The following is an 18311-nucleotide window of genomic DNA, read 5'->3' on the forward strand; positions in this document are numbered from 1 at the left end:
GGTGCCTGGGGCGAGGCATCTGGGTCGGCGGGACCCGCCGGGGCCGAGGGGCGCGCGAGGTCCCGAGGCGGGGCCTGGGACGAATCCTGGGGTGAGGCGTCCGGGTCGCTGGGGCCCGCCGGGGCGGATGGACGTGGGGGCGAGGGTGAGGCGGGGTCCGGGGCAGGGCCCCGCGCGGCGTCCCGAGGCGGGTCCTGAGGCGAGGCGTCCGAGTCGCGGGGGCCCGGCGGGGCCGAGGGGTGCGGCGGGGTGGCGTCCGGGCTGATGGCCTCACGGCCGGACGTGTCGGGGACGGGGTCGGCGAGGGCGGCCGAGTCGAGGGCGAACGCGGCGGGCTCGTTCGGCGTCAGCTCGTAGCCCAACGGCTCTCCCACGCTCAGGCGACCCGACTCGCCCTGGTCCGTGCCCGGTTGACCTGCCGCCTCCGGCGTGCTCGTACCGGCCCCGGCGGCGGACGGTTCGCCGGCGGTCGGGGACGCCGTGGCCGATCCCCCGGCGCCCGACTCGTCGCGGCCGGGCTCGTCCGTGGAGGCGGTGCCGCGCGTGGGAGAGGTGGGCGGTTGCGTCTCGGCTGGCTCCACGTCGCCTGCGCGGGCGTCGCTCCGGTGCGGCGGCGACGCTTCCGTCGCGAACTGCCCCGGCCCTGCCGGTCCCGTTCCGAGCGGTTCGGGCTCGGGTGGGGCGGCGGGCCCAGGCGCGGAGTCGGGCGGGGCGACCGGGCCGGGTGGGACAGGCGGGGCGGGTGCGGCTGGGCGCTCGGGGGTCGGGTCCCACCAGGCCAGCAGCTGCGCCGTGGCGGGCTGCTCCCACCAGGGCAGCTCCTCCGTCGCTGGAGCCGCCGTCGGACCCGCCTCCCGCGCCGGGGTGCCCTGGGGCGAGGCGGCGTCCTCCCGTGACGGCGCGGCCTCCGGTGTCGGGGCACTCTCCCGTGACGGCGCGGCCTCCGGTGTCGGGGCACTCTCCCGTGACGCGGGCGGGGCCGGTCGCTGGGGCGGTCGCGGCGGGCCCGGTCGTGCCGGTGCCGGCTCCGGTGCTGGTGCGGTCGTCGGCTCCGGCGGCTGTGGCGCGGTCCGCGAGGCGGGGAGCGTCGGCCGGTCGGCGGATCGTGGCGCGGCGAGGGCGTCGGAGGCGTACGGCCGGCCCGACGACGCGGGCGGCTCGGACGCGGCGGACGACGCAGCGGGCGGAGCAGACGGCGCGGAAGGTGCGGGCGAGACGGACGGCGCGGGCGGCGTCGATGGCTCGGGGGGCGCGACGGACGCGGGAGTCACGGGGGGTGCGGCCGGCCGGGAAGGTGTGGTCGTGGGGGGAGCGGCCGGGGGCGCGGGTGGGGCGGCGGGGGCCTTGGGGCGCGGCGTGGGCGGTGGTTCGGGCGGGGTCGCGGGGGGACGGGCGTCGACCGGCGCGGGACCGCCCGGCAGCGCGCCGAGCGTCTGGGTCGCCGAGTCGAACCGGTCGTCCAGTGAGTCCGGCCCGACGGCGGGGCCGGTGTCGTCCAGGTCCGCCTCGTACAACTCCCGCCACCAGTCGTCCTCGTGGCCGTGACGGTGTTCCCCCTGCTGGCTCATGGCCCATATTCTCCACCGCACACGACGCGCGCGGACCGGAAGCCAGGAACGTCCCCCGGCCCCGACCACGGTGCTCCGCCCCGGCCAGCGCGCCCCCGGTCCCCGCCGATCGACTGGTCAGGAACGCGCCGGCCAGTGCGAGGATGGGACCGCGGGGCGGGTTCACGCCGCGGCGTATTCCCGTCGCCACCAGTCGTTGACCCCGCGTCGTCCACCGGCTTTCGCTAACCGAACTTTCTGGGAGGGCGCGGCATGCTGAGTGCACTGGGGCTCGACGAGGTGCAGGAGTCGGCGTACCGGATCCTGGTGGGGTTCGGTGCCACCGAGGTCTCCGAACTCGCGCTCCAACTGGCCCGTTCGGAAGAGGACGTCGAGCGGGCGTTACGCCGCCTGGAGCGGCAGGGGCTCACGGCGCGCTCCTCCGGGCGCGCCGGGCGGTGGGTCGCCGTGCCGCCCAGCGCGGCGCTGGGCACGCTGCTCAGCCGGCGGCGCCACGAGTTGGAACGGGCGGAGCGGGCCGTCGCGGCCCTGGCCGACGCGTACCGCGACGAGTCGCCCCGCCCGCCGGCGCGGGACGTGGTGGAGGTCGCCTGCGGCACCGCCGCCATCGGCCACCGTTGGCTCCAACTGGTCGCGACGGCGTCCGACGAGGTGTGCGCGCTGGTTCCCGCGGCGGAACGCGTGCCGAGCGGGCTGCCGTGCCGGCCGGAGATACGCCACCGCGTCGTGGTGGAGCGGGCCCTGCTGACCCGGCCCACGACACTCGGCGCGCTCTCGACGACCCTGGGGCGCGACTACGAGGCCAAGATCCGGGTGGTGGACCGGCTACCGACGACGCTGCTGGTCGTGGACGGGCATCTCGCGCTGACCGCGCTGCACCGCCCGTGCTGCGACGCGCGGGCCGCCTGGCCCGGCCTCCCGCGCGACGCGTACGCCGCCTCGTACGACGGCGAGCGCGACGACGGCATGGGAGGCGACGGCCCGTGCGACCACGGCGCGCGGGGGCACGGCCCCGGCGGTCCGGCCGTGCGCGGTTACGGCACGGCCGGTCAGGGCGCGGCGGTGTACGGCACGAACGGCCATGCCGCGAGCGCGCCGCCCGCGCCGGGGCTTCGGGGGCGACGCCCCGACACGGCCCGGCAGCCGGCGGCCGAACGTGAGGCGCTGGTCGTTCACCCCAGCGGGCTGCTCGCCGCGCTCCGCGCGCTCTTCGAGGGCGTGTGGCGGGAGGCGACACCGCTGCGGCCCGACGCGGCCGGCATGTCAGCCCGACCGGTGGCCCCGGCGCCCGTGGCGCCCGACGGGCCGGACGCGACGGATCTGGAGATCCTGGCCCTGTTGCTGGCCGGGCTGACCGACGCGAGCGTCGCCAAACAACTCGACCTCGGGCTGCGTACCGTGCAGCGCCGCGTGAAGGGGCTGATGGAGCGGGCCGGCGTGACCACCAGGCTGCAACTCGGCTGGCACGCGCGCGAGCGGCACTGGATCTCCCTGCCCGCCGGCGCCGCCCCGCGCGCCGCCGCGCCCCACGCCACGGCCCCGACCCGGCCGGCCGTGCCGACCGCCACCCCGCCCCGCCCGCCGGCTCCCCGGACGCCGCTGCCCGCGCCGTACGGGGCCACCCACGCACCGACGGGCTGGCCGGTTTAGAGCGGCCACGGTGCGGGCGGCCCCCTCCGGCGGGCGGTAGCGCGGTGCGCGAGGGCCCACGGTGGGTGGGCGGCGTCCGACGCGCGGTCCGCCGGCCGCTCCGGCAACCTGGGGAGATGGGTGCTGGGCAACTCGTCCTCGCCGGCCTGGTGCTGCTGTTCGGGCTGGTGGGCGTCGTGCTGCCGGGGGTGCCGGGGCCGTTGCTCGTCTGGGCGGGGGTGCTGTGGTGGTCGATGGCCGAGAAGACCACGGCGGCCTGGGCCCTGCTGGCCGGGGCGACGGGCCTGCTGCTGCTCAACCAGGTGCTGAGGTGGCTGCTGCCCGCCCGCGGCATGCCCGGCTCGGGCGTCACCCGGCGCACGCTCCTGCTCGCCGCGTGCACCGCCGCGGTCGGCTTCGTCGCCCTGCCCGTCATCGGCGCCCTACCGGGCTTCGTCATCGGACTCTACGCCGCCGAGCGCGTACGCCTCGGCGCCCACGGCCCCGCCCTGGTCTCCACCCGCGACGCCCTACGCGCCATCGGCTACGCCGTCCTCGTCGAGCTGACCCTCTGCCTGCTGATCACCAGCGCCTGGCTGGCCACGGTGATCCTCACCTGACACCGCGCGGACGGGTCGGCGGCTTCGGGCCGTGAAGGTGGTGGCGGGCGCGGGGGGCTGGCCGTGGCGGCTCCGCCCACCTGGCAGCGACTCCGACGAGCGGACCGCCCGGACCCCGGCGCCACAAGCGCCTTTCAGCGCCCGGGCGCGAGCAGTTCCGCCGTGACCCTGTATCCGTGAGGGGTCTCGTGAAACACAAGGCGTTCGGCGAGGGAGGCAACCAGGGAAAGACCCCGCCCATTCTCGGCCTGGTCATCTGACACCCTCTGCCTAGGAATGCCGGCCTTGACGCCCTCGTCCGTAACCGAGACAAGGACAGCCTGGCCCGACATCCCCAGCGCCACGCGCATCCTATCGAAGCCTGGCACGCCGGCGTTGTGCTCGACCGCGTTCGTAGCGAGCTCATTCACCACGACAGGAACCCAATACGCTATCTCAGCGGGTTACGGAAAGGGCGAATTCTGCAAGTTATGCCCAGCCCACTTGCGCGCCTTACCGAGCGTCCGAGGAAGGCGCCAGAATTCAGCGTACGAAATCCGGCCCGCAGACAAACCGAGAGAGGGCTCAATACGACCCCGCCCACCTTGGGAGATTCCGAAACCTCGCACTCCCAGCTCATTCCACATCGAAACCACGCGCCCCACCCCGCGCGCCGGAATCTCCGGATACCGGCGAGGGGCTCGGAGTCCCGCGACGGGATCAGGGACGCGCTCCGCGAACCGGGGCCCGGCGAACCCACCCCGGGCGGCCGGTCACCCGCCGTGGGGGGTGCCGGCCCGGACGTCCCGCACCATGGTGTCGGACGCTCCGCTACGCCCGACCCTGGTGAAGCCGAGGGAGGCGTAGAGACGCACGGCGGGGTTGCCGTCCTCGACGCTCAGGCTGATGCGGGTGACCTCGGGCCGCCTCAGCGTCGCCGCCCTGATCAGGGCCACCATGAGCGCCCGACCGTGGCCACGGCCCCGGTGTCCGGGCAGCACGCCGAGAGTCAGTTCGGGGACGTCCGGCGCGACGAAGCCGTACCCGGGCTCGTCCTCGGGCAGCGACCGCGCCCAGGTCGCGCCGACCGGTTCACCGGCGTCGGTCTCCGCGACGACCCCGAAATCGCCCGCGCGGGGCCAGCCGACGAGGTAGCGGCTGGCGTGCGGGGCGGCGGCGAGTTCTTCGAGAGTGAACCGCCGCTCGCCGTCCCAGTTGTACGCCTCCAACAGGACGCGCCACAGGAAGTCGGTGTCGTGGGCGGTGGCGGGGCGAACAGGCATGGATCGCTTTCAGGTCGGGAGTGGTACGCGTCGGTCCACGAGGAGCCGCGCCAGCGGACGGGCCGTGAGATCCGCCGCTCGGGCCACTCGGGCGAGCCGCCGGACGGGCCCCGGCGCGGCCCCGCCAGACGGACACGGCGACGTCGTCTTGGTCGAGGAACGGTGGACAGTACCGGACTACTCAGCGCTGAACAACTCCATAAGGTTTCAGCGGAGTTGATGCGTGGTCACCCGCACTCCGGCCACGAGAGGCCGGTCGGGAATCGCCCGCCCGAGAGCGTGGCGGACTCCGGCAGGGCGTCGCCCGCCGCACACCTCCCCGCGCGGGCTGGGCACCGGCTGGAACCCACGCGAGTACCGCCCTTCCGCCCGCACCCACCTCGGCGGGCCGGGCGCCTCCCCACCACGGCCGTTGGCGGTCCCGGCACCGGAGAGCCAGGGGCCGGGGAACGTCCACCGCGAACCGTTCTCCACCCCCGCCCCCGGAACCTGGCGGCCCGCTCGCACCCGACCACGCGCATCCGCGGCCTTCGACAGGCCCGGGTGACGTGCCGGCGGGCACGGGCCACGGCGGAGTCGACCATGCCGCCCCACCCCTCGCCGCTCCCGGCCTCAGCCCGCGCCACCGAAGCGGCGAGGAACCGCCCCGGGTCATCGGCCCCCGGTTCGGCCGGCGGTCAAGGCACCCACCGCGATCCGGGGTTGGCCTCACGGCGTGCTGCTCACGTGTTCCGGTACGCCTCCAGCAGCCGCAACCAGACCTCGCTGATGGTGGGGTAGGCGGGGACCGCGTGCCAGAGGCGGTCCAGAGGGATCTCGCCCACGACGGCCAGGGTCGCGGAGTGGAGGAGCTCGCCCACGGCGGGGCCCGCGAAGGTGGCTCCGATGAGGTGGTCGCGGTCCAGGTCCACCACGACGCGGGCGCGTCCCCGGTAGCCGTCCACGTAGAGGCTGGCCCCGGCCACCTGGCCCAGGTCCTGGTCGATGACCCGCACGCGGCGGCCCGCGCGTTCCGCCTCGGCCGCGGTCAGGCCGACCGCGGCCAGTTCGGGGTCGGCGAAGACCACCTGGGGTGCGCCGGCGCGGTCGGCGGTGGCCACGTGCGCGCCCCACGGGTCGGTCTCCAGAAGCGGCACCCCCTGCGCTCGGGCGGCGATGACGGCTCCCGCGATGCGCGCCTGGTACTTGCCCTGGTGGGTCAGCAGCGCGCGGTGGTTGCTGTCGCCCGCCGCGTACAGCCAGCCGCCCGGCACGTCCCGCACCTGACACGTGTCGTCCACGTCGAGCCACGCGCCGGGGGTCAGGCCGACGCTCTCCAGGCCGATGTCGTCGGTGCGCGGCGCCCGCCCGGTGGCGAACAGCACCTCGTCCGCCTTGACGGTGCCGTCCCCGGTCGCCCCGTCACCGGAGAGGGTGAGGGTCACGGGTCCGGACGGGTCGGGGCGGCGTACGCCCGTCACCGACGTGCCGGTGCGCAGGTCGACGCCGGCCTCGGCGAGGGCGGCGGCCACCAGCTCGCCGGCGAACGGCTCCATACGGGGTAGCAGGCCATCGCCGCGCACCAGCAGGGTGACCTCGGCGCCCAGCGCTTGCCAGGCGGTGGCCATCTCGACGGCGACGACGCCACCGCCGACCACCGCGAGCCGCCCCGGAACGCTGGCGGCGCTGGTGGCCTCACGGCTGGTCCACGGCCGCGCGTCGGCGAGCCCCGGCAGGTCGGGCAGGGCGGCGCGGCTACCGGTACACACCGCGACGGCGTGCCGCGCGGTGAGCGTCCGCCGCTGACCGTCCGGCGCCGTGACCGTGACGCGCCGGGGCCCGTCCAGACGCCCGTGCCCGCGCACCAGGTCGATGCCCACCGAGTCCAACCACTGGGCCTGGCCGTCGTCCTTCCAGTGCGCGGCGAACGCGTCGCGGTGGGCGAGCACGGCGGGCGCGTCGAGCGGCCCGGCGGCGGCCTGGCGCAGCCCCGGCGTACGGCGCGCGTCGGCCTGCGCGAGCACCGGGCGCAGTAGCGCCTTGCTCGGCATGCAGGCCCAGTACGAGCACTCCCCGCCGACGAGTTCGCTCTCCACGACAACGGCGGACAGGCCCGCCGCGTGCGCCCGGTCGGCCAGGTTCTCGCCCACCGGGCCCGCGCCCAGGACGATCACGTCGTACACATCCATGGCGGCGTCCATCGCAACCCGCTCTCTCTTGACGACTGGGCCCCGGGGGCCTTCGGCAACGACTCGGCTACGGCTTCGCCGCCGGCCCGGCGTCGCCCTCGACGGCACCACCCTGACACCGCCCCCGACCCGACTCGCTCTGACCCGACTCGTCCCGCTGGCGGCGACCGCGCGGGCCGCGTCCTCCGCAAGGCTCCATCCTTACCCCGCGCCCCGCCCCGAGCCACCCGGACGCGGGGAACGGGCACCAGGTCACCACGACGGTGCCCGATCACCACACGAGCCCCGCCGTCACGCAAGCCCCGCCGATAGGTGGCACGGTCCTCCATATAGGCCCGACCGATACGGAGGCTCGGCTGAAACATAGGTCCAGCCGATGTGTAGGCCCAGGTGACATGGAGGTCCGGTTGATATGTAGGCCCGGCTGATACCCAGGCTCGCCCGGTACGTAAGCCCAGCCGATGTTCTGGCCCGGCCGACATAGAGGACCGGGCTGATACCCAGCCCAGGCGATACATAGGCTCAGCCGAAACGTAGGACGGGCCTACGTATCGCCCGGCCGGCAAGCAGGCCCGACCGACATAGAGGACCGACTGATACCTGGCCCGGGCGATACATAGGCTCAGCCGAAACGTAGGACCGACCGATATATACGCCCGGCCGACACGCGGGCGCGGGCCAGGCCGACGCCAGCCCCCTCCCCCGCCCCGTGTGCCCCACCGCTACCGAACCCCGCTCTCACGGCGGCCCGTCGCCGCGCGAGGCCGGGCGGGCCGGCCCGCCGCCGGGCCCGAGGGGCGTGCGGGCCCGGCAGCGGGCGCGGTCGGCTCGCGGGTCACGCGCCCCGTGGGCCCCGCTTGCGTTCCATCATGTGCCGGCCCAGGGCCTGCCGCTGCTTGAAGTCGCGGCGCATCTCGGCCCGCAGGCGGGCGTCGGTGCGGGCGGCGATGCGCTCGTTCTCGCGGAGCAGCTTGCGGTAGCTCTCCAGCCGGCGTGGGGCGAGTGTGCCGTCCTCGACGGCGGCCAGGACCGCGCAGTGCGGCTCGGCCTGGTGGGCGCAGTCGTGGAACCTGCAGTCGGCGGCCAACGCCTCGATCTCGGCGAACACGCGGGCCACGCCGCCCTCCGCGTCCCACAGTCCGACACCCCGCAGCCCCGGGGTGTCGATGAGCACCCCGCCCCAGGGCAGGGCGAGCAGGTTGCGGGTGGTGGTGGTGTGCCGGCCCTTGCCGTCCATGTCCCGGGTGGCCCGCACCTCCTGGGCCTCCTCGCCGACGAGCGCGTTGGCGAGAGTGGACTTGCCCGCCCCGGACTGGCCGAGCAGCACGGCCGTGCCGCCCGCGAGCGAGGCGGCCAAGATGTCCACGCCCTCGCCGGTGGTCGCGCTGACCGCGAGGACCTGCACGCCGGGCGCGCTGGCCTCGGTGTCGGCGATCAGGTGGCCGAGCGTGGCCGCGTCGTCCACCAGGTCCGCCTTGGTGAGGACGACCAGCGGCGTGGCGCCGCTCTCCCAGGCCAGGGCCAGGAAGCGTTCCACCCGGCCGAGGTCGAGTTCGACCGCGAGCGAGACGGCGATCAGGGCGTGATCGACGTTGGCGGCGAGGATCTGCCCCTCGGAGCGCTGCGAGGAGGTGGAGCGTATGAAGGCGGTACGGCGCGGCAGCAGCGTGCGGACGTAGCGCGGGTCGCCGCCTTCAGGGTCGAGTGCGACCCAGTCACCCGTGCACACGACCCGCATCGGGTCGTGCGGGGTGACGTATTCGGTGTCCGCGCGGACCACGCCATACGGGGTGACGCTGTCGCACTGACCGCGATCGACCCGCACCACGCGACCGGGCACCAGCCCGCGCGCGGCGTACGGGGCGAACTCGGCCTCCCAGTCGGCGTCCCAGCCGTACGGAGCCAGCTGGTGCGCGGGAGAGGCGGAGGAGAAATCGAGCGGGGAGGAAGAAGAGGAAGACACAGGGTGACCCTTCGCGAGGGGCCCCGGCCGTGCGCGGCGACCGCGCGACGAGGAGAGAGGTTCAGCCGGGGACCACGGAGGTGGACTTGATGAGCTCACGGATGCGGGCAACGCCCGGCGCGACGACAGCCATCGGTCGACACCTCCTCACCACACGGGTCACTCACGGCCTGACCTCGGCGGCGACGTGCCACCGAGGGGAACAGCGAGCACTCTAACCCCGGCCCGCACGGCCAGCCACCGTTTTTCCGCGCACCCGTTCGGGGCCTCTGGGCGCGGCGCGCACCGGGCGCGCCGGTCGGGCCGGGTCCGCGTGCGGTCGCGGCACCGTGCGACGGGGGCGGGAGCACGCGGCGTACGGGCTCAGGGCCGGCCAGGGAGGGTGACCGAGCCGGCGAGCCGGGCGGACGGGCGCCCGACAGCCGACGCCACGAGCGGCCCGTGACCGCACCCGCGCCCCGCCGTCGCCACCCCCGGACAGCCGCCGGACAGCCGCCGGCCGGCACCCGGCCGGCACCGTTCGCCCTGGTACGCCCCTGGCCCGACCGGCCTCGTTCGCCCCTGGCCGGCCCGCGACGGGCTTGTTGTCCCGGTGCCCGGCCGCCCCGTCACGCCGTGCGTCGCCTCGCCCGGTTCCGCCGTATCAGCGAATTGCGAAACTTCGCAATTCGTTAGAGGGTTGCTGGCGGTGTGCGGCGCGCCCGTCACCGCCACCGTGCGCGGTGGCAGGCCGGGCGGGGCGCGCGTCGGGCCCGCCGGGGGTCGTCGAGAGTCGAGGGCGAGGGGTCGTGTCGGTTCCGCTGTACCAGGCCAAGGCCGAGTTCTTTCGCATGTCGGGTCGTCCCGTGCGGATACGGGAGCTGGTGCGGGACGAGCCGCTGCCGGTGCGCGCGTCGCTGACGGCGATCGAGGGAGGACCGTCCACGCTCTCGCGGCAGCTCGCGGTGTCGCCCCGCGCGCCAATCGGCACCTCCCGGCACGACGGTTGCACAGGGGCGTACGCGCTGGCCGGCGGCGACGGCACTGACCTGACGCGGGCCGCCCGGCGCGTCCCGTCCGAGCCGCTGGCCGGGCGTGACGAGCCGCTGGCCGAGTCGCGGGAGGCCGGGTCCACGAAGGCCACGGCCCGGTGAGCGGCTACGGTCCGGTGGGCGGGCACGGCTCGACGAGCCGGCACGGCGCTGGCCGGTGGGCCCGTACGCGACGGGCGGTGGCCGGTTCACGGCGCGTGGTGCGGCCATGATCGGACTGGCCGGGCTGACGCAGCTCGCCGCCCTGCCCTACCAGCACCTGCTGACGCTGCCCACGCTGCCGCCCGCCGTGCGCCTGGCCCGGGAGACGGCCGAACTGGCCCTGGCCGAGTGGGGCATCAGCTCCCTCACCCGCCACCCGGTCACCGATCCGGCGCTGCTGATCCTCAGCGAGCTGGTGACCAACAGCGTGCGGCACGCCGCCGCCCGCTCCCCGCAGGTGACGATCATGTACGCGGCGAGCCGGGACACCTTCGCCTTCGGCGTACACGACCGCCACCCTTACCAACCGCCGCTGTACGGCGCGATGACCGGCGGCGGCAGTGGGTTGGCCACCGTCGTTCACCTCACGCTCGAACTGGCGGGCACCGCCGGGGTGCACCGGGACGCCGACGGCGGCGGCAAGAGCATCTGGGTCACCCTGCCTCTGTGACCGGCGACGCCCGGGGCCGGCCCCGCCCGGACGGCACGGCCCCGTGGGCGCGCGCCCGGAGTCGGCGCGCCGTGCCCCCGGGTCGATGCGACCGACGCGCGCGGGTGAGGATGGCGGCATGCTGAGGGATTCTGGGTGGACGCGACGCGTGGGGCGCTCGCGGTCACGGTGCGCGTGGCCGGCTGACCGTGGACGGAACAGGAGGCCGGTGCGATGAGTGCGCCTCTCTACCAACTGAAGGCCGAGTTCTTCAAGACGCTCGGGCATCCGGTACGCATCCGGGTGCTGGAACTGCTGAGCGAGCGTGAGCACGCGGTCGCCGAACTGCTGCCCGAGGTGGGCGTCGAGCCCGCGCACCTGTCCCAGCAACTGGCCGTACTGCGGCGCGCGAACCTGGTCGTACCGCGCAGGGAGGGCTCGACCGTGTACTACTCGCTGACCAGCCCCCGCGTCGTCGAGCTGCTGGCGACAGCCCGCGCGATCCTCACCGGCGTGCTGGCCAACCAGGCCGAACTGCTCGCCGACCTGCGGGCCGCGTCGGAGGCGACCGAACCGCCCCGGTAGGGCGGCGGGACCCTCGCGGACGCGAGGGAGGGGAGCCTCTCGCATGCGTGGCGGGAGCGAGGTCCTCTCGCTTTCGCGTGGGGCGCGGGGCCTGGTGGACGCGAGAGAGGGTGGCCGGTCTCGTCGGGGACATCGCGGGGATGGCCGACGGCGGGCCGTCGCGGGGGTGGCCCGCTCGCGCGTCGCAAGGGGCGCCGGCGGCGCGCCAGGGGGCGCCCGTCCGCCGGTACCGACGAGGGGGCGCGGCGGGCGGGCGCCTGTCGGCGGGGTGGCCGCCGCTACTTGTCGGCGTGCTGCCCCAGGTAGAACAGCAGCCAGATGAAGCCGGCGAACAGGTGCGTACCGAACACGTAGAACCCGACGCGCAGCGCGACCCCGCGCTCCAGCCAGGACTCCTTGTCCGCCGTCGCGTCCCGGTCGCTGGTGGGCCCGCCCTTCGCGGGGCCCGAGCGCTCTCCTGCTTCGCCGCTCACGGACGGGCCTCCTGCTTCGGACGTCTGGGTACGCGACGCACGGGGTGGCGTCGCGGAGGGGGGCCACGGGCGGCCCCAGCGCCGGCGCCGGTCGCGGCGGCGCGCGCTGTGCGCAACCCCCGGATTCTAGGCCACGCCCCCGGGGCCCGACCGGCGCCGACCAGACGCCCCCACCCGACCGCCGGCCCCGGCTCCCGACCGCCGGCGCCCCCGACCCGGGCCCGGCCCGAGCTCACGGGCCGACAGAGCACCCGGGACGGGGGCCCCTCGCGGGACGACAGGGCACCCCGACCCGACACGGCGCGCGGCCCGCGAGGGCCCCGCACACCCACGGGTGCGCACGCGCGGGGGCACCCACGAGCCGGCGAGGCCCCAGCACAGCAGGGCTTACGAGCCGACGGGGCCCGCACACCAGCCGGTCTCACGAGCGGGCGAGGCCCACCCACCGGCCGGGCCCACAGCCCCCACACCGGCAGAGCTCACGAGCGGCCGGGCTCGCACACCGGCGAGGCTCACGGGCCGGCGCGGTGTCGGCCGCGCAGCGAACCCGTCGGTCGCTGCCGGTCGTCCGGGGAGCCGTGCGGCGCGGACGCCGACGACCCCGTCGACTCGGGCGGCTCGGACGCCGACGAGCCCGCCCCCGACCCGGTGGACCAGGGCGGGGCAGGGGGGAAGGGGCCCGGGGGGTAGGTGGGGCGCGGCGGGTAGCGCACCTCGGGCGCGGCGGCGCCCGCCGGCTCGGGCCCGCCAGGCGCGGCCCCCGCCGAGCCCCGGGCCCCTGTCGTCTCCCCTCGCGCGGGCTCGGGCGCCCGCTGGCGCCCCGCGTCGCGCGCGTGGGCGCGCTCCCGTTCGCGGCGCGCGTGCAGCCGCGACCTGACGTCCTCCGGTGGCAGGAACTGGGCCCAGCGCTCGGGGAACTCCGAGGGCGGCTCGGCCTCCGCCCCCTCGTCGTCGTCCGCCACGGCCGCCGCCTCGGCGAACGCGCGGGCCGCCGCCCGGCGCCGCTCGCGTTCGCGTTCCTCGCGGGCCGCCGCCGTGGCCACCGAGGGCCAGACCCGGTCCAGGGAGGCGTTGACCGCGGCGCCGACCAGCACCGCGAACGCGGACACCCCGATCCACAGCAGCACCGCCACCGGCGCCGCCAGGGAGCCGTAGATGGTGGGTCCCTCCACCGTCTGCGTCAGGTAGATGCGCAACAGGAAACTGCCCAGCACCCACATGGTCAGCGCGATCAGCGCGCCCGGGATGTCCTCCCGCCAGGGCGAGCGCACCGGCACCGAGACGTGGTAGAGGGTGGTGAGGAAGGCGACGGAGAGCAGGATCACCACGGGCCAGTACAGGATGCGCACGGTGTCCGCGCTGCGCGGGAAGATCTGCACCACCGCGTCGGGCCCCACCACCATCAGCGGCAGCGCGACCGCCCCCACCAGCAGGGCGACCAGGTAGAGCAGGAAGGCCAGCAGTCGGGTCTTGACGATGCCGCGATGGCCTTCGAGCCCGTACATGATGGTGATGGTGTCGACGAAGACGTTCACCGCGCGCGAGCCCGACCACAGGGCGATGGCGAAGCCGAGCGAGATGACGTCGGGTCTGCCGCCCTCGATGACGTCGTCCAGCAGCGGCTGCGCGATGTCATTGACGCCCTTGTCGGAGAGGACCGTGCCCGAGGCGTCGAGGATGTTGTCGCGGATGGTGGCGACGGTCTCGGTGTTGGTCCAGGCGTCGAGGTAGCCGAGCAGCCCGATCAGGCCCAGCAGCAGCGGCGGCAGCGACAGCAGCGTGAAGAACGCCGCCTCGGCGGCCAGTCCGGTGACCCGGTACTCCATACAGGAGTTGACGGTGTCCTTGAGCAGCAGCCACACCATCCTGCGCTTGGAGACATGCTGCGACAGGGCCCGTGCCCTGTGCAGCCGGCCGGTGGGCCGACTGGGGGATTCGTTCGCTGGCTGCACGTCTTCACCGTATCTGTCCTTGTCACCCCTTCCCGCCGGGTGACCTGGGCCGATCGTCGAGGTGGCCGGACCGCGTGGTTGGCTGGCGCCATGACCACCACCGTGACCACCTGGTACCTGGAGCAGACCGACCCCCACGACCTGCGACCGGCACGCCCGCCGGCCCCGGGGTCCGGGGTGGACGTGGTGCGCGCGAGCGTCCCCAGCCCCGAGTTCAGCCGTTTCCTGTACGCCTCCGTCGGCGGGGACATCGCCTGGACGGACCGGCTGGGCTGGACGTACGACCAGTGGAGCGCGGCCGTGGACCGGCCGGGCGCGGAGACCTGGGTGGCGTACGAGCACGGCACGCCGGCCGGCTACGTCGAACTGGCCGGAGCGGCGGACGGCGCGGTGGAGATCGTCTACTTCGGCCTGCTGCCGGCCTTCCGGGGGCGTGGCATCGGCGGCCATCTGCTCTCGTTCGGTGTCCGGCGGGCCTGGGACCTGAGCCAGCGGTGGCCGGATCTCAACGCCACGAAGCGGGTATGGCTGCACACCTGCTCCAAGGACGGCGAGCACGCGCTCGGCAACTACCAAAGGCGGGGGTTCGTGGTCTACCGGACGACCACCGACGAGGAGCCCGAGCCGGTGAACCCGGGCCCCTGGCCCGGCGCGCACAAGGCCCCTACCAGCGCGTAAGGCAGTGTGGCGGGGTCGCTTCGTAACCCGGGTTCACCCGTGTGAGCGACCCCCTACGATCTCACGAAACGAGACCACGTCGACCACATAGTGGACAATGCTGGACGCTCACAAGACGCCCATGCCAGGCTTCCGTCATGTCCAGAGCTGGAATCGCCTTGGTGAGTCGACGACACGTCGACCTCGGACGCATGTCCAGCGCCATCTGTTCGGCGGGCTGACAGCACAGCACCACCGCTTTTTCGCCGTCCTCACCGCCGCGGACGCGCGCTCCTCGTTGATCTCACGACACCCCGCCCGGGTCCGCAGCGGGCCGCCCACGCGCACTCGCGCGCAGGTCGAACGGGGTGCGCCGGTCCAGCCCGCCAGGTCGCCGCCCTCCCTCGCGCGACCGAGAGTTCAGCGCACTCCGCCTTTGCCGGGTGGCCCACACCCGTATCTCGCCACGCCGTCATCCGTCACGCCCCCGCTCGCCGCACGCCGTCCCGCACGAGCCTTAAGTCGCCCCGAAGGACACACCGCCATGGCCGCCAGTTCGGAACGTCCCCAGCCTCCGGCCCAGGGCGCCCCCGCCGCCGCGCCCCGCCGTAAGGCAGGCCGCCACCGTGGCGAGGGCCAGTGGGCCATGGGCCACTTCACCCCGCTCAACGGCAACGAGCAGGTCAAGAAGGACGACAACGGTCTCAATGTGCGGACACGCATTGAGACGATCTACTCCCAGACCGGCTTCGACACCATCGACCCCGCCGATCTGCGCGGCCGGATGCGCTGGTGGGGGCTCTACACCCAGCGCAAGCCCGGCATCGACGGCGGCAAGACGGCCGTCCTGGAGCCGGAGGAGCTGGACGACAGCTACTTCATGATGCGGGTGCGCATCGACGGTGGCCGACTGACCACCGAACAGCTGCGGGTCATCGGCGAGATATCGCAGGAGTTCGCGCGCGGCACCGCCGACATCACCGACCGGCAGAACATCCAGTTCCACTGGATCCGGATCGAGGACGTCCCCGAGATCTGGCGCCGCCTGGAAGCCGTGGGCCTGTCCTCCACCGAGGCGTGCGGCGACACCCCGCGCACCATCCTCGGCTCCCCCGTCGCGGGCATCGCCGAGGACGAGATCATCGACGGCACCTGGGCCATCGACGAGATCCACCGCCGCTACATCGGCGACCCGGCGTACGCGAACCTGCCGCGCAAGTTCAAGACGGCGGTCTCCGGTTCGCCGCTGCTGGACGTGGTGCACGAGATCAACGACGTCGCCTTCGTCGGCGTACGCCACCCCGAGCACGGGCCCGGCTTCGACGTGTGGGTGGGCGGCGGTCTGTCCACCAACCCCAAGCTCGGGGTGCGGCTGGGCGCGTGGGTCTCGCTGGAGGAGGTGCCGGACGTCTTCGGCGGCGTCATCTCCATCTTCCGCGACTACGGCTACCGCCGGCTGCGCAACCGCGCGCGGATGAAGTACCTGCTGGCGGACTGGGGCGCGGAGAAGTTCCGTCAGGTCCTCCAGGACGAGTACCTCAAGCGCGAGCTCACCGACGGCCCCGGACCCGAACAGCCCGTCGAGCGCTGGCGCGACCACGTCGGGGTGCACCGGCAGCGCGACGGCCGCTTCTACGTCGGTTTCGCGCCGCGCGTGGGACGGGTGGACGGCGCGACGCTCACGAAGATCTCCGAACTGGCCCACGCGCACGGCTCCGGCCGGCTGCGGACCACCACCGAACAGAAGATGATCATCCTCGACGTCGCGCAGGACCGGGTGGACTCCCTGGTCGCCGGCCTGGAGGCGCTGGAGCTCCAGGTCAACCCGTCGACGTTCCGGCGCGGCACCATGGCGTGCACCGGCATCGAGTTCTGCAAGCTGGCCATCGTGGAGACCAAGGCCCGGGGCGCCGCGCTCATCGACGAGTTGGAGCGGCGGCTGCCGGACTTCGACGAGCCGCTGACCATCAACATCAACGGCTGCCCCAACGCCTGCGCCCGCATCCAGGTCGCCGACATCGGGCTCAAGGGCCAGTTGGTGACCGACGGCGAGGGCAACCAGGTCGAGGGCTACCAGGTACACCTGGGCGGCGCGCTCGGCCTGGAGGCCGGGTTCGGACGCAAGGTGCGCGGACTCAAGGTCACCTCGGCCGAACTCCCCGACTACGTCGAGCGGTTGCTCACCCGATTCCAGGCTCAGCGCGCCGAGGGAGAGCGCTTCGCCCAGTGGGTCGGCCGCGCGGCCGAAGGGGATCTGTCGTGAGCGAGCGGGCCGCGCCATTCTACTGTCCGTACTGCGGCGAGGAGGACCTCAGCCCGTCCGGCCAGGACCGTGGCGGCTGGGAATGTGCATCCTGCAACCGTGCGTTCCGACTGTCGTTCCTTGGACTGCTGACGGCCGGTCTGCGACGGGAGCCCGACGAGACCGGCGAGAGGGGGGTCATCCGTGACGACGACTGAGCACCGCACGGCCAGCGCACTACGGGAGCTGGCCGAGGAGGCGGGCCGCGCGTTGGAGGACGCGCCGGCCCTGGAGATCCTGCGCTGGGGCGCCGAGACCTTCGGGTCGCGCTTCTGCGTCACCTCCTCCATGGAGGACGCCGTCGTCGCCCACCTGGCGGCGCGCGCACGGCCCGGCGTGGACGTGGTCTTCCTGGACACCGGCTACCACTTTCCCGAGACCATCGGTACCCGGGACGCGGTGGAGGCGGTCATGGACGTCAACCTGATCACGCTCACCCCCCGGCGGACGGTCGCCGAGCAGGACGCCGAGCACGGCCCGCGGCTGCACGAGCGCGACCCCGACCTGTGCTGCGCGCTGCGCAAGGTCGCCCCGCTCCAGGAGGGACTGACCGGCTACGACGCGTGGGCCACCGGGCTGCGCCGCGACGAGTCCCCCACCCGGGCGCACACGCCGGTGGTGGGCTGGGACGCGCGGCGCGGCAAGGTCAAGCTGTCGCCGATCGCCCGCTGGACGCAGGAGGACGTGGACGCCTACGTCGCCGAGCACGGCGTGCTCACCAACCCGCTGCTGACCGACGGTTACGCCTCCGTCGGCTGCGCCCCCTGCACCCGCCGGGTGGCGGCCGGCGAGGACGCGCGGGCCGGCCGCTGGGCGGGACGCGGCAAGACCGAGTGCGGGCTGCACGGCTGATGACGGACACACACATACCCCAGGAGCCATCGATGAGCACGGCCACGCCCGGCGAGCGCACCGCGCCCGCCGCCCAGCCGAACGGCGCGACGGTGTGGCTGACCGGACTGCCCAGCGCGGGCAAGACGACGATCGCCTACGCGCTGGCCGAGCGACTGGGCGGCGAGGGGCACCGGGTCGAGGTGCTCGACGGTGACGAGATCCGCGAGTTCCTCTCCGCGGGGCTCGGCTTCACCCGGGCCGACCGGCACACCAACGTCCAGCGCATCGGCTTCGTGGCCGAACTGCTGGCCTCGCACGGCGTCATCGCGCTGGTGCCGGTGATCGCCCCGTACGCCGACAGCCGCGCGGCCGTGCGCGAGCGGCACCAGGCCGCGGGCACGCCGTACGTGGAGGTGCACGTGGCCACCCCCGTCGAGGTCTGCTCCGAGCGGGACGTGAAGGGCCTGTACGCCAAGCAGGCGGCGGGCGAGATCTCCGGGCTGACCGGCGTGGACGACCCGTACGAGGCGCCGAAGGACCCGGACCTGCGGATCGAGACGGACCGCCAGGGCGTGCACGAGTCCGCGGCGGCGCTGCACGCGCTGCTGGCCAGGCGGGGGATGGTGTGAGCGGCGC

The 18311-nt window shown here is 74.6% G+C and carries 17 protein-coding genes; 11 read left to right on the top strand and 6 right to left on the bottom strand.

Going from position 1 to position 18311, the window contains the following annotated elements; translation table 11 throughout:
- Positions 1–1820 precede the first annotated feature (1820 nt).
- A complete protein-coding gene (locus ACFVFR_RS17120) occupies positions 1821–3218 on the top strand; it encodes a helix-turn-helix domain-containing protein (protein ID WP_383702254.1) in 1398 nt (465 codons plus the stop codon).
- 116 nt (positions 3219–3334) lie between these two features.
- Positions 3335–3817, top strand: a complete 483-nt coding sequence (locus ACFVFR_RS17125; protein ID WP_383702256.1) for a DUF456 domain-containing protein — start codon at positions 3335–3337, stop codon at positions 3815–3817.
- Positions 3818–3951: 134 nt separating this feature from the next.
- Here ACFVFR_RS17125 and ACFVFR_RS17130 read toward each other — a convergent pair whose 3' ends face one another.
- From ACFVFR_RS17130 to rsgA, 4 genes are all read right to left on the bottom strand, one after another.
- Complete coding sequence (locus ACFVFR_RS17130; protein WP_383702408.1) at positions 3952–4251, bottom strand: ATP-binding protein; 300 nt, start codon at positions 4249–4251, stop codon at positions 3952–3954.
- A gap of 318 nt (positions 4252–4569) precedes the next feature.
- Positions 4570–5079 carry a GNAT family N-acetyltransferase gene (locus ACFVFR_RS17135; protein ID WP_383702258.1) on the bottom strand — a complete coding sequence of 170 codons (510 nt, stop codon included), beginning with the start codon at positions 5077–5079 and terminating at the stop codon, positions 4570–4572.
- A 722-nt stretch (positions 5080–5801) separates the two neighbouring features.
- Complete coding sequence (locus tag ACFVFR_RS17140) at positions 5802–7247, bottom strand: dihydrolipoyl dehydrogenase family protein (RefSeq protein ID WP_383702260.1); 1446 nt, start codon at positions 7245–7247, stop codon at positions 5802–5804.
- Positions 7248–8082: 835 nt separating this feature from the next.
- Positions 8083–9210 carry a ribosome small subunit-dependent GTPase A gene (gene rsgA / locus ACFVFR_RS17145; RefSeq protein WP_383702262.1) on the bottom strand — a complete coding sequence of 376 codons (1128 nt, stop codon included), beginning with the start codon at positions 9208–9210 and terminating at the stop codon, positions 8083–8085.
- A gap of 788 nt (positions 9211–9998) precedes the next feature.
- Between rsgA and ACFVFR_RS17150 the strand changes: the two genes are divergently transcribed.
- The 3 genes from ACFVFR_RS17150 (at position 9999) to ACFVFR_RS17160 (ending at position 11457) form a co-directional block, all read left to right on the top strand.
- Positions 9999–10343: a transcriptional regulator gene (locus ACFVFR_RS17150; protein ID WP_383702264.1), complete on the top strand. Its 345-nt coding sequence runs from the start codon at positions 9999–10001 to the stop codon at positions 10341–10343.
- Between the two features lie 106 nt (positions 10344–10449).
- Positions 10450–10893 (top strand): ATP-binding protein, encoded by a 444-nt coding sequence (locus tag ACFVFR_RS17155; protein ID WP_383702266.1) that lies wholly within the window; start codon positions 10450–10452, stop codon positions 10891–10893.
- A 213-nt stretch (positions 10894–11106) separates the two neighbouring features.
- Positions 11107–11457 (top strand): ArsR/SmtB family transcription factor, encoded by a 351-nt coding sequence (locus tag ACFVFR_RS17160; protein ID WP_383702268.1) that lies wholly within the window; start codon positions 11107–11109, stop codon positions 11455–11457.
- Between the two features lie 278 nt (positions 11458–11735).
- Here the strand turns inward: ACFVFR_RS17160 and ACFVFR_RS17165 are convergent, their stop codons facing one another.
- Positions 11736–11930 (bottom strand): DUF6126 family protein, encoded by a 195-nt coding sequence (locus tag ACFVFR_RS17165; RefSeq protein WP_383702270.1) that lies wholly within the window; start codon positions 11928–11930, stop codon positions 11736–11738.
- A gap of 512 nt (positions 11931–12442) precedes the next feature.
- Positions 12443–13882, bottom strand: a complete 1440-nt coding sequence (locus ACFVFR_RS17170) for a YihY/virulence factor BrkB family protein (RefSeq protein WP_383702272.1) — start codon at positions 13880–13882, stop codon at positions 12443–12445.
- A gap of 90 nt (positions 13883–13972) precedes the next feature.
- Between ACFVFR_RS17170 and ACFVFR_RS17175 the strand changes: the two genes are divergently transcribed.
- The 6 genes from ACFVFR_RS17175 (at position 13973) to cysC (ending at position 18304) form a co-directional block, all read left to right on the top strand.
- The gene (locus tag ACFVFR_RS17175; RefSeq protein ID WP_383702274.1) at positions 13973–14560 is read left to right on the top strand and encodes a GNAT family N-acetyltransferase; all 588 of its coding nucleotides are present in this window, start codon (positions 13973–13975) and stop codon (positions 14558–14560) included.
- A gap of 137 nt (positions 14561–14697) precedes the next feature.
- On the top strand, positions 14698–14781 hold the full coding sequence (locus tag ACFVFR_RS17180) for a putative leader peptide (protein WP_359331488.1): 84 nt from the start codon (positions 14698–14700) through the stop codon (positions 14779–14781).
- 302 nt (positions 14782–15083) lie between these two features.
- Positions 15084–16802, top strand: a complete 1719-nt coding sequence (locus ACFVFR_RS17185) for a nitrite/sulfite reductase (protein WP_383702276.1) — start codon at positions 15084–15086, stop codon at positions 16800–16802.
- On the top strand, positions 16799–16999 hold the full coding sequence (locus ACFVFR_RS17190) for a hypothetical protein (protein ID WP_383702278.1): 201 nt from the start codon (positions 16799–16801) through the stop codon (positions 16997–16999). Before ACFVFR_RS17185 ends, ACFVFR_RS17190 begins: the two co-directional genes overlap by 4 nt.
- Positions 16986–17693: a phosphoadenylyl-sulfate reductase gene (locus ACFVFR_RS17195; RefSeq protein ID WP_383702280.1), complete on the top strand. Its 708-nt coding sequence runs from the start codon at positions 16986–16988 to the stop codon at positions 17691–17693. The genes ACFVFR_RS17190 and ACFVFR_RS17195 overlap by 14 nt, the downstream gene beginning before the upstream one ends.
- Before the next feature lie 32 nt (positions 17694–17725).
- Positions 17726–18304: an adenylyl-sulfate kinase gene (gene cysC / locus ACFVFR_RS17200; protein WP_383702282.1), complete on the top strand. Its 579-nt coding sequence runs from the start codon at positions 17726–17728 to the stop codon at positions 18302–18304.
- The last annotated feature ends 7 nt before the right edge of the window (positions 18305–18311 follow it).

The sequence above is a fragment of the Streptomyces sp. NPDC057702 genome (assembly GCF_042799315.1).
GTDB lineage: Bacteria > Actinomycetota > Actinomycetes > Streptomycetales > Streptomycetaceae > Streptomyces.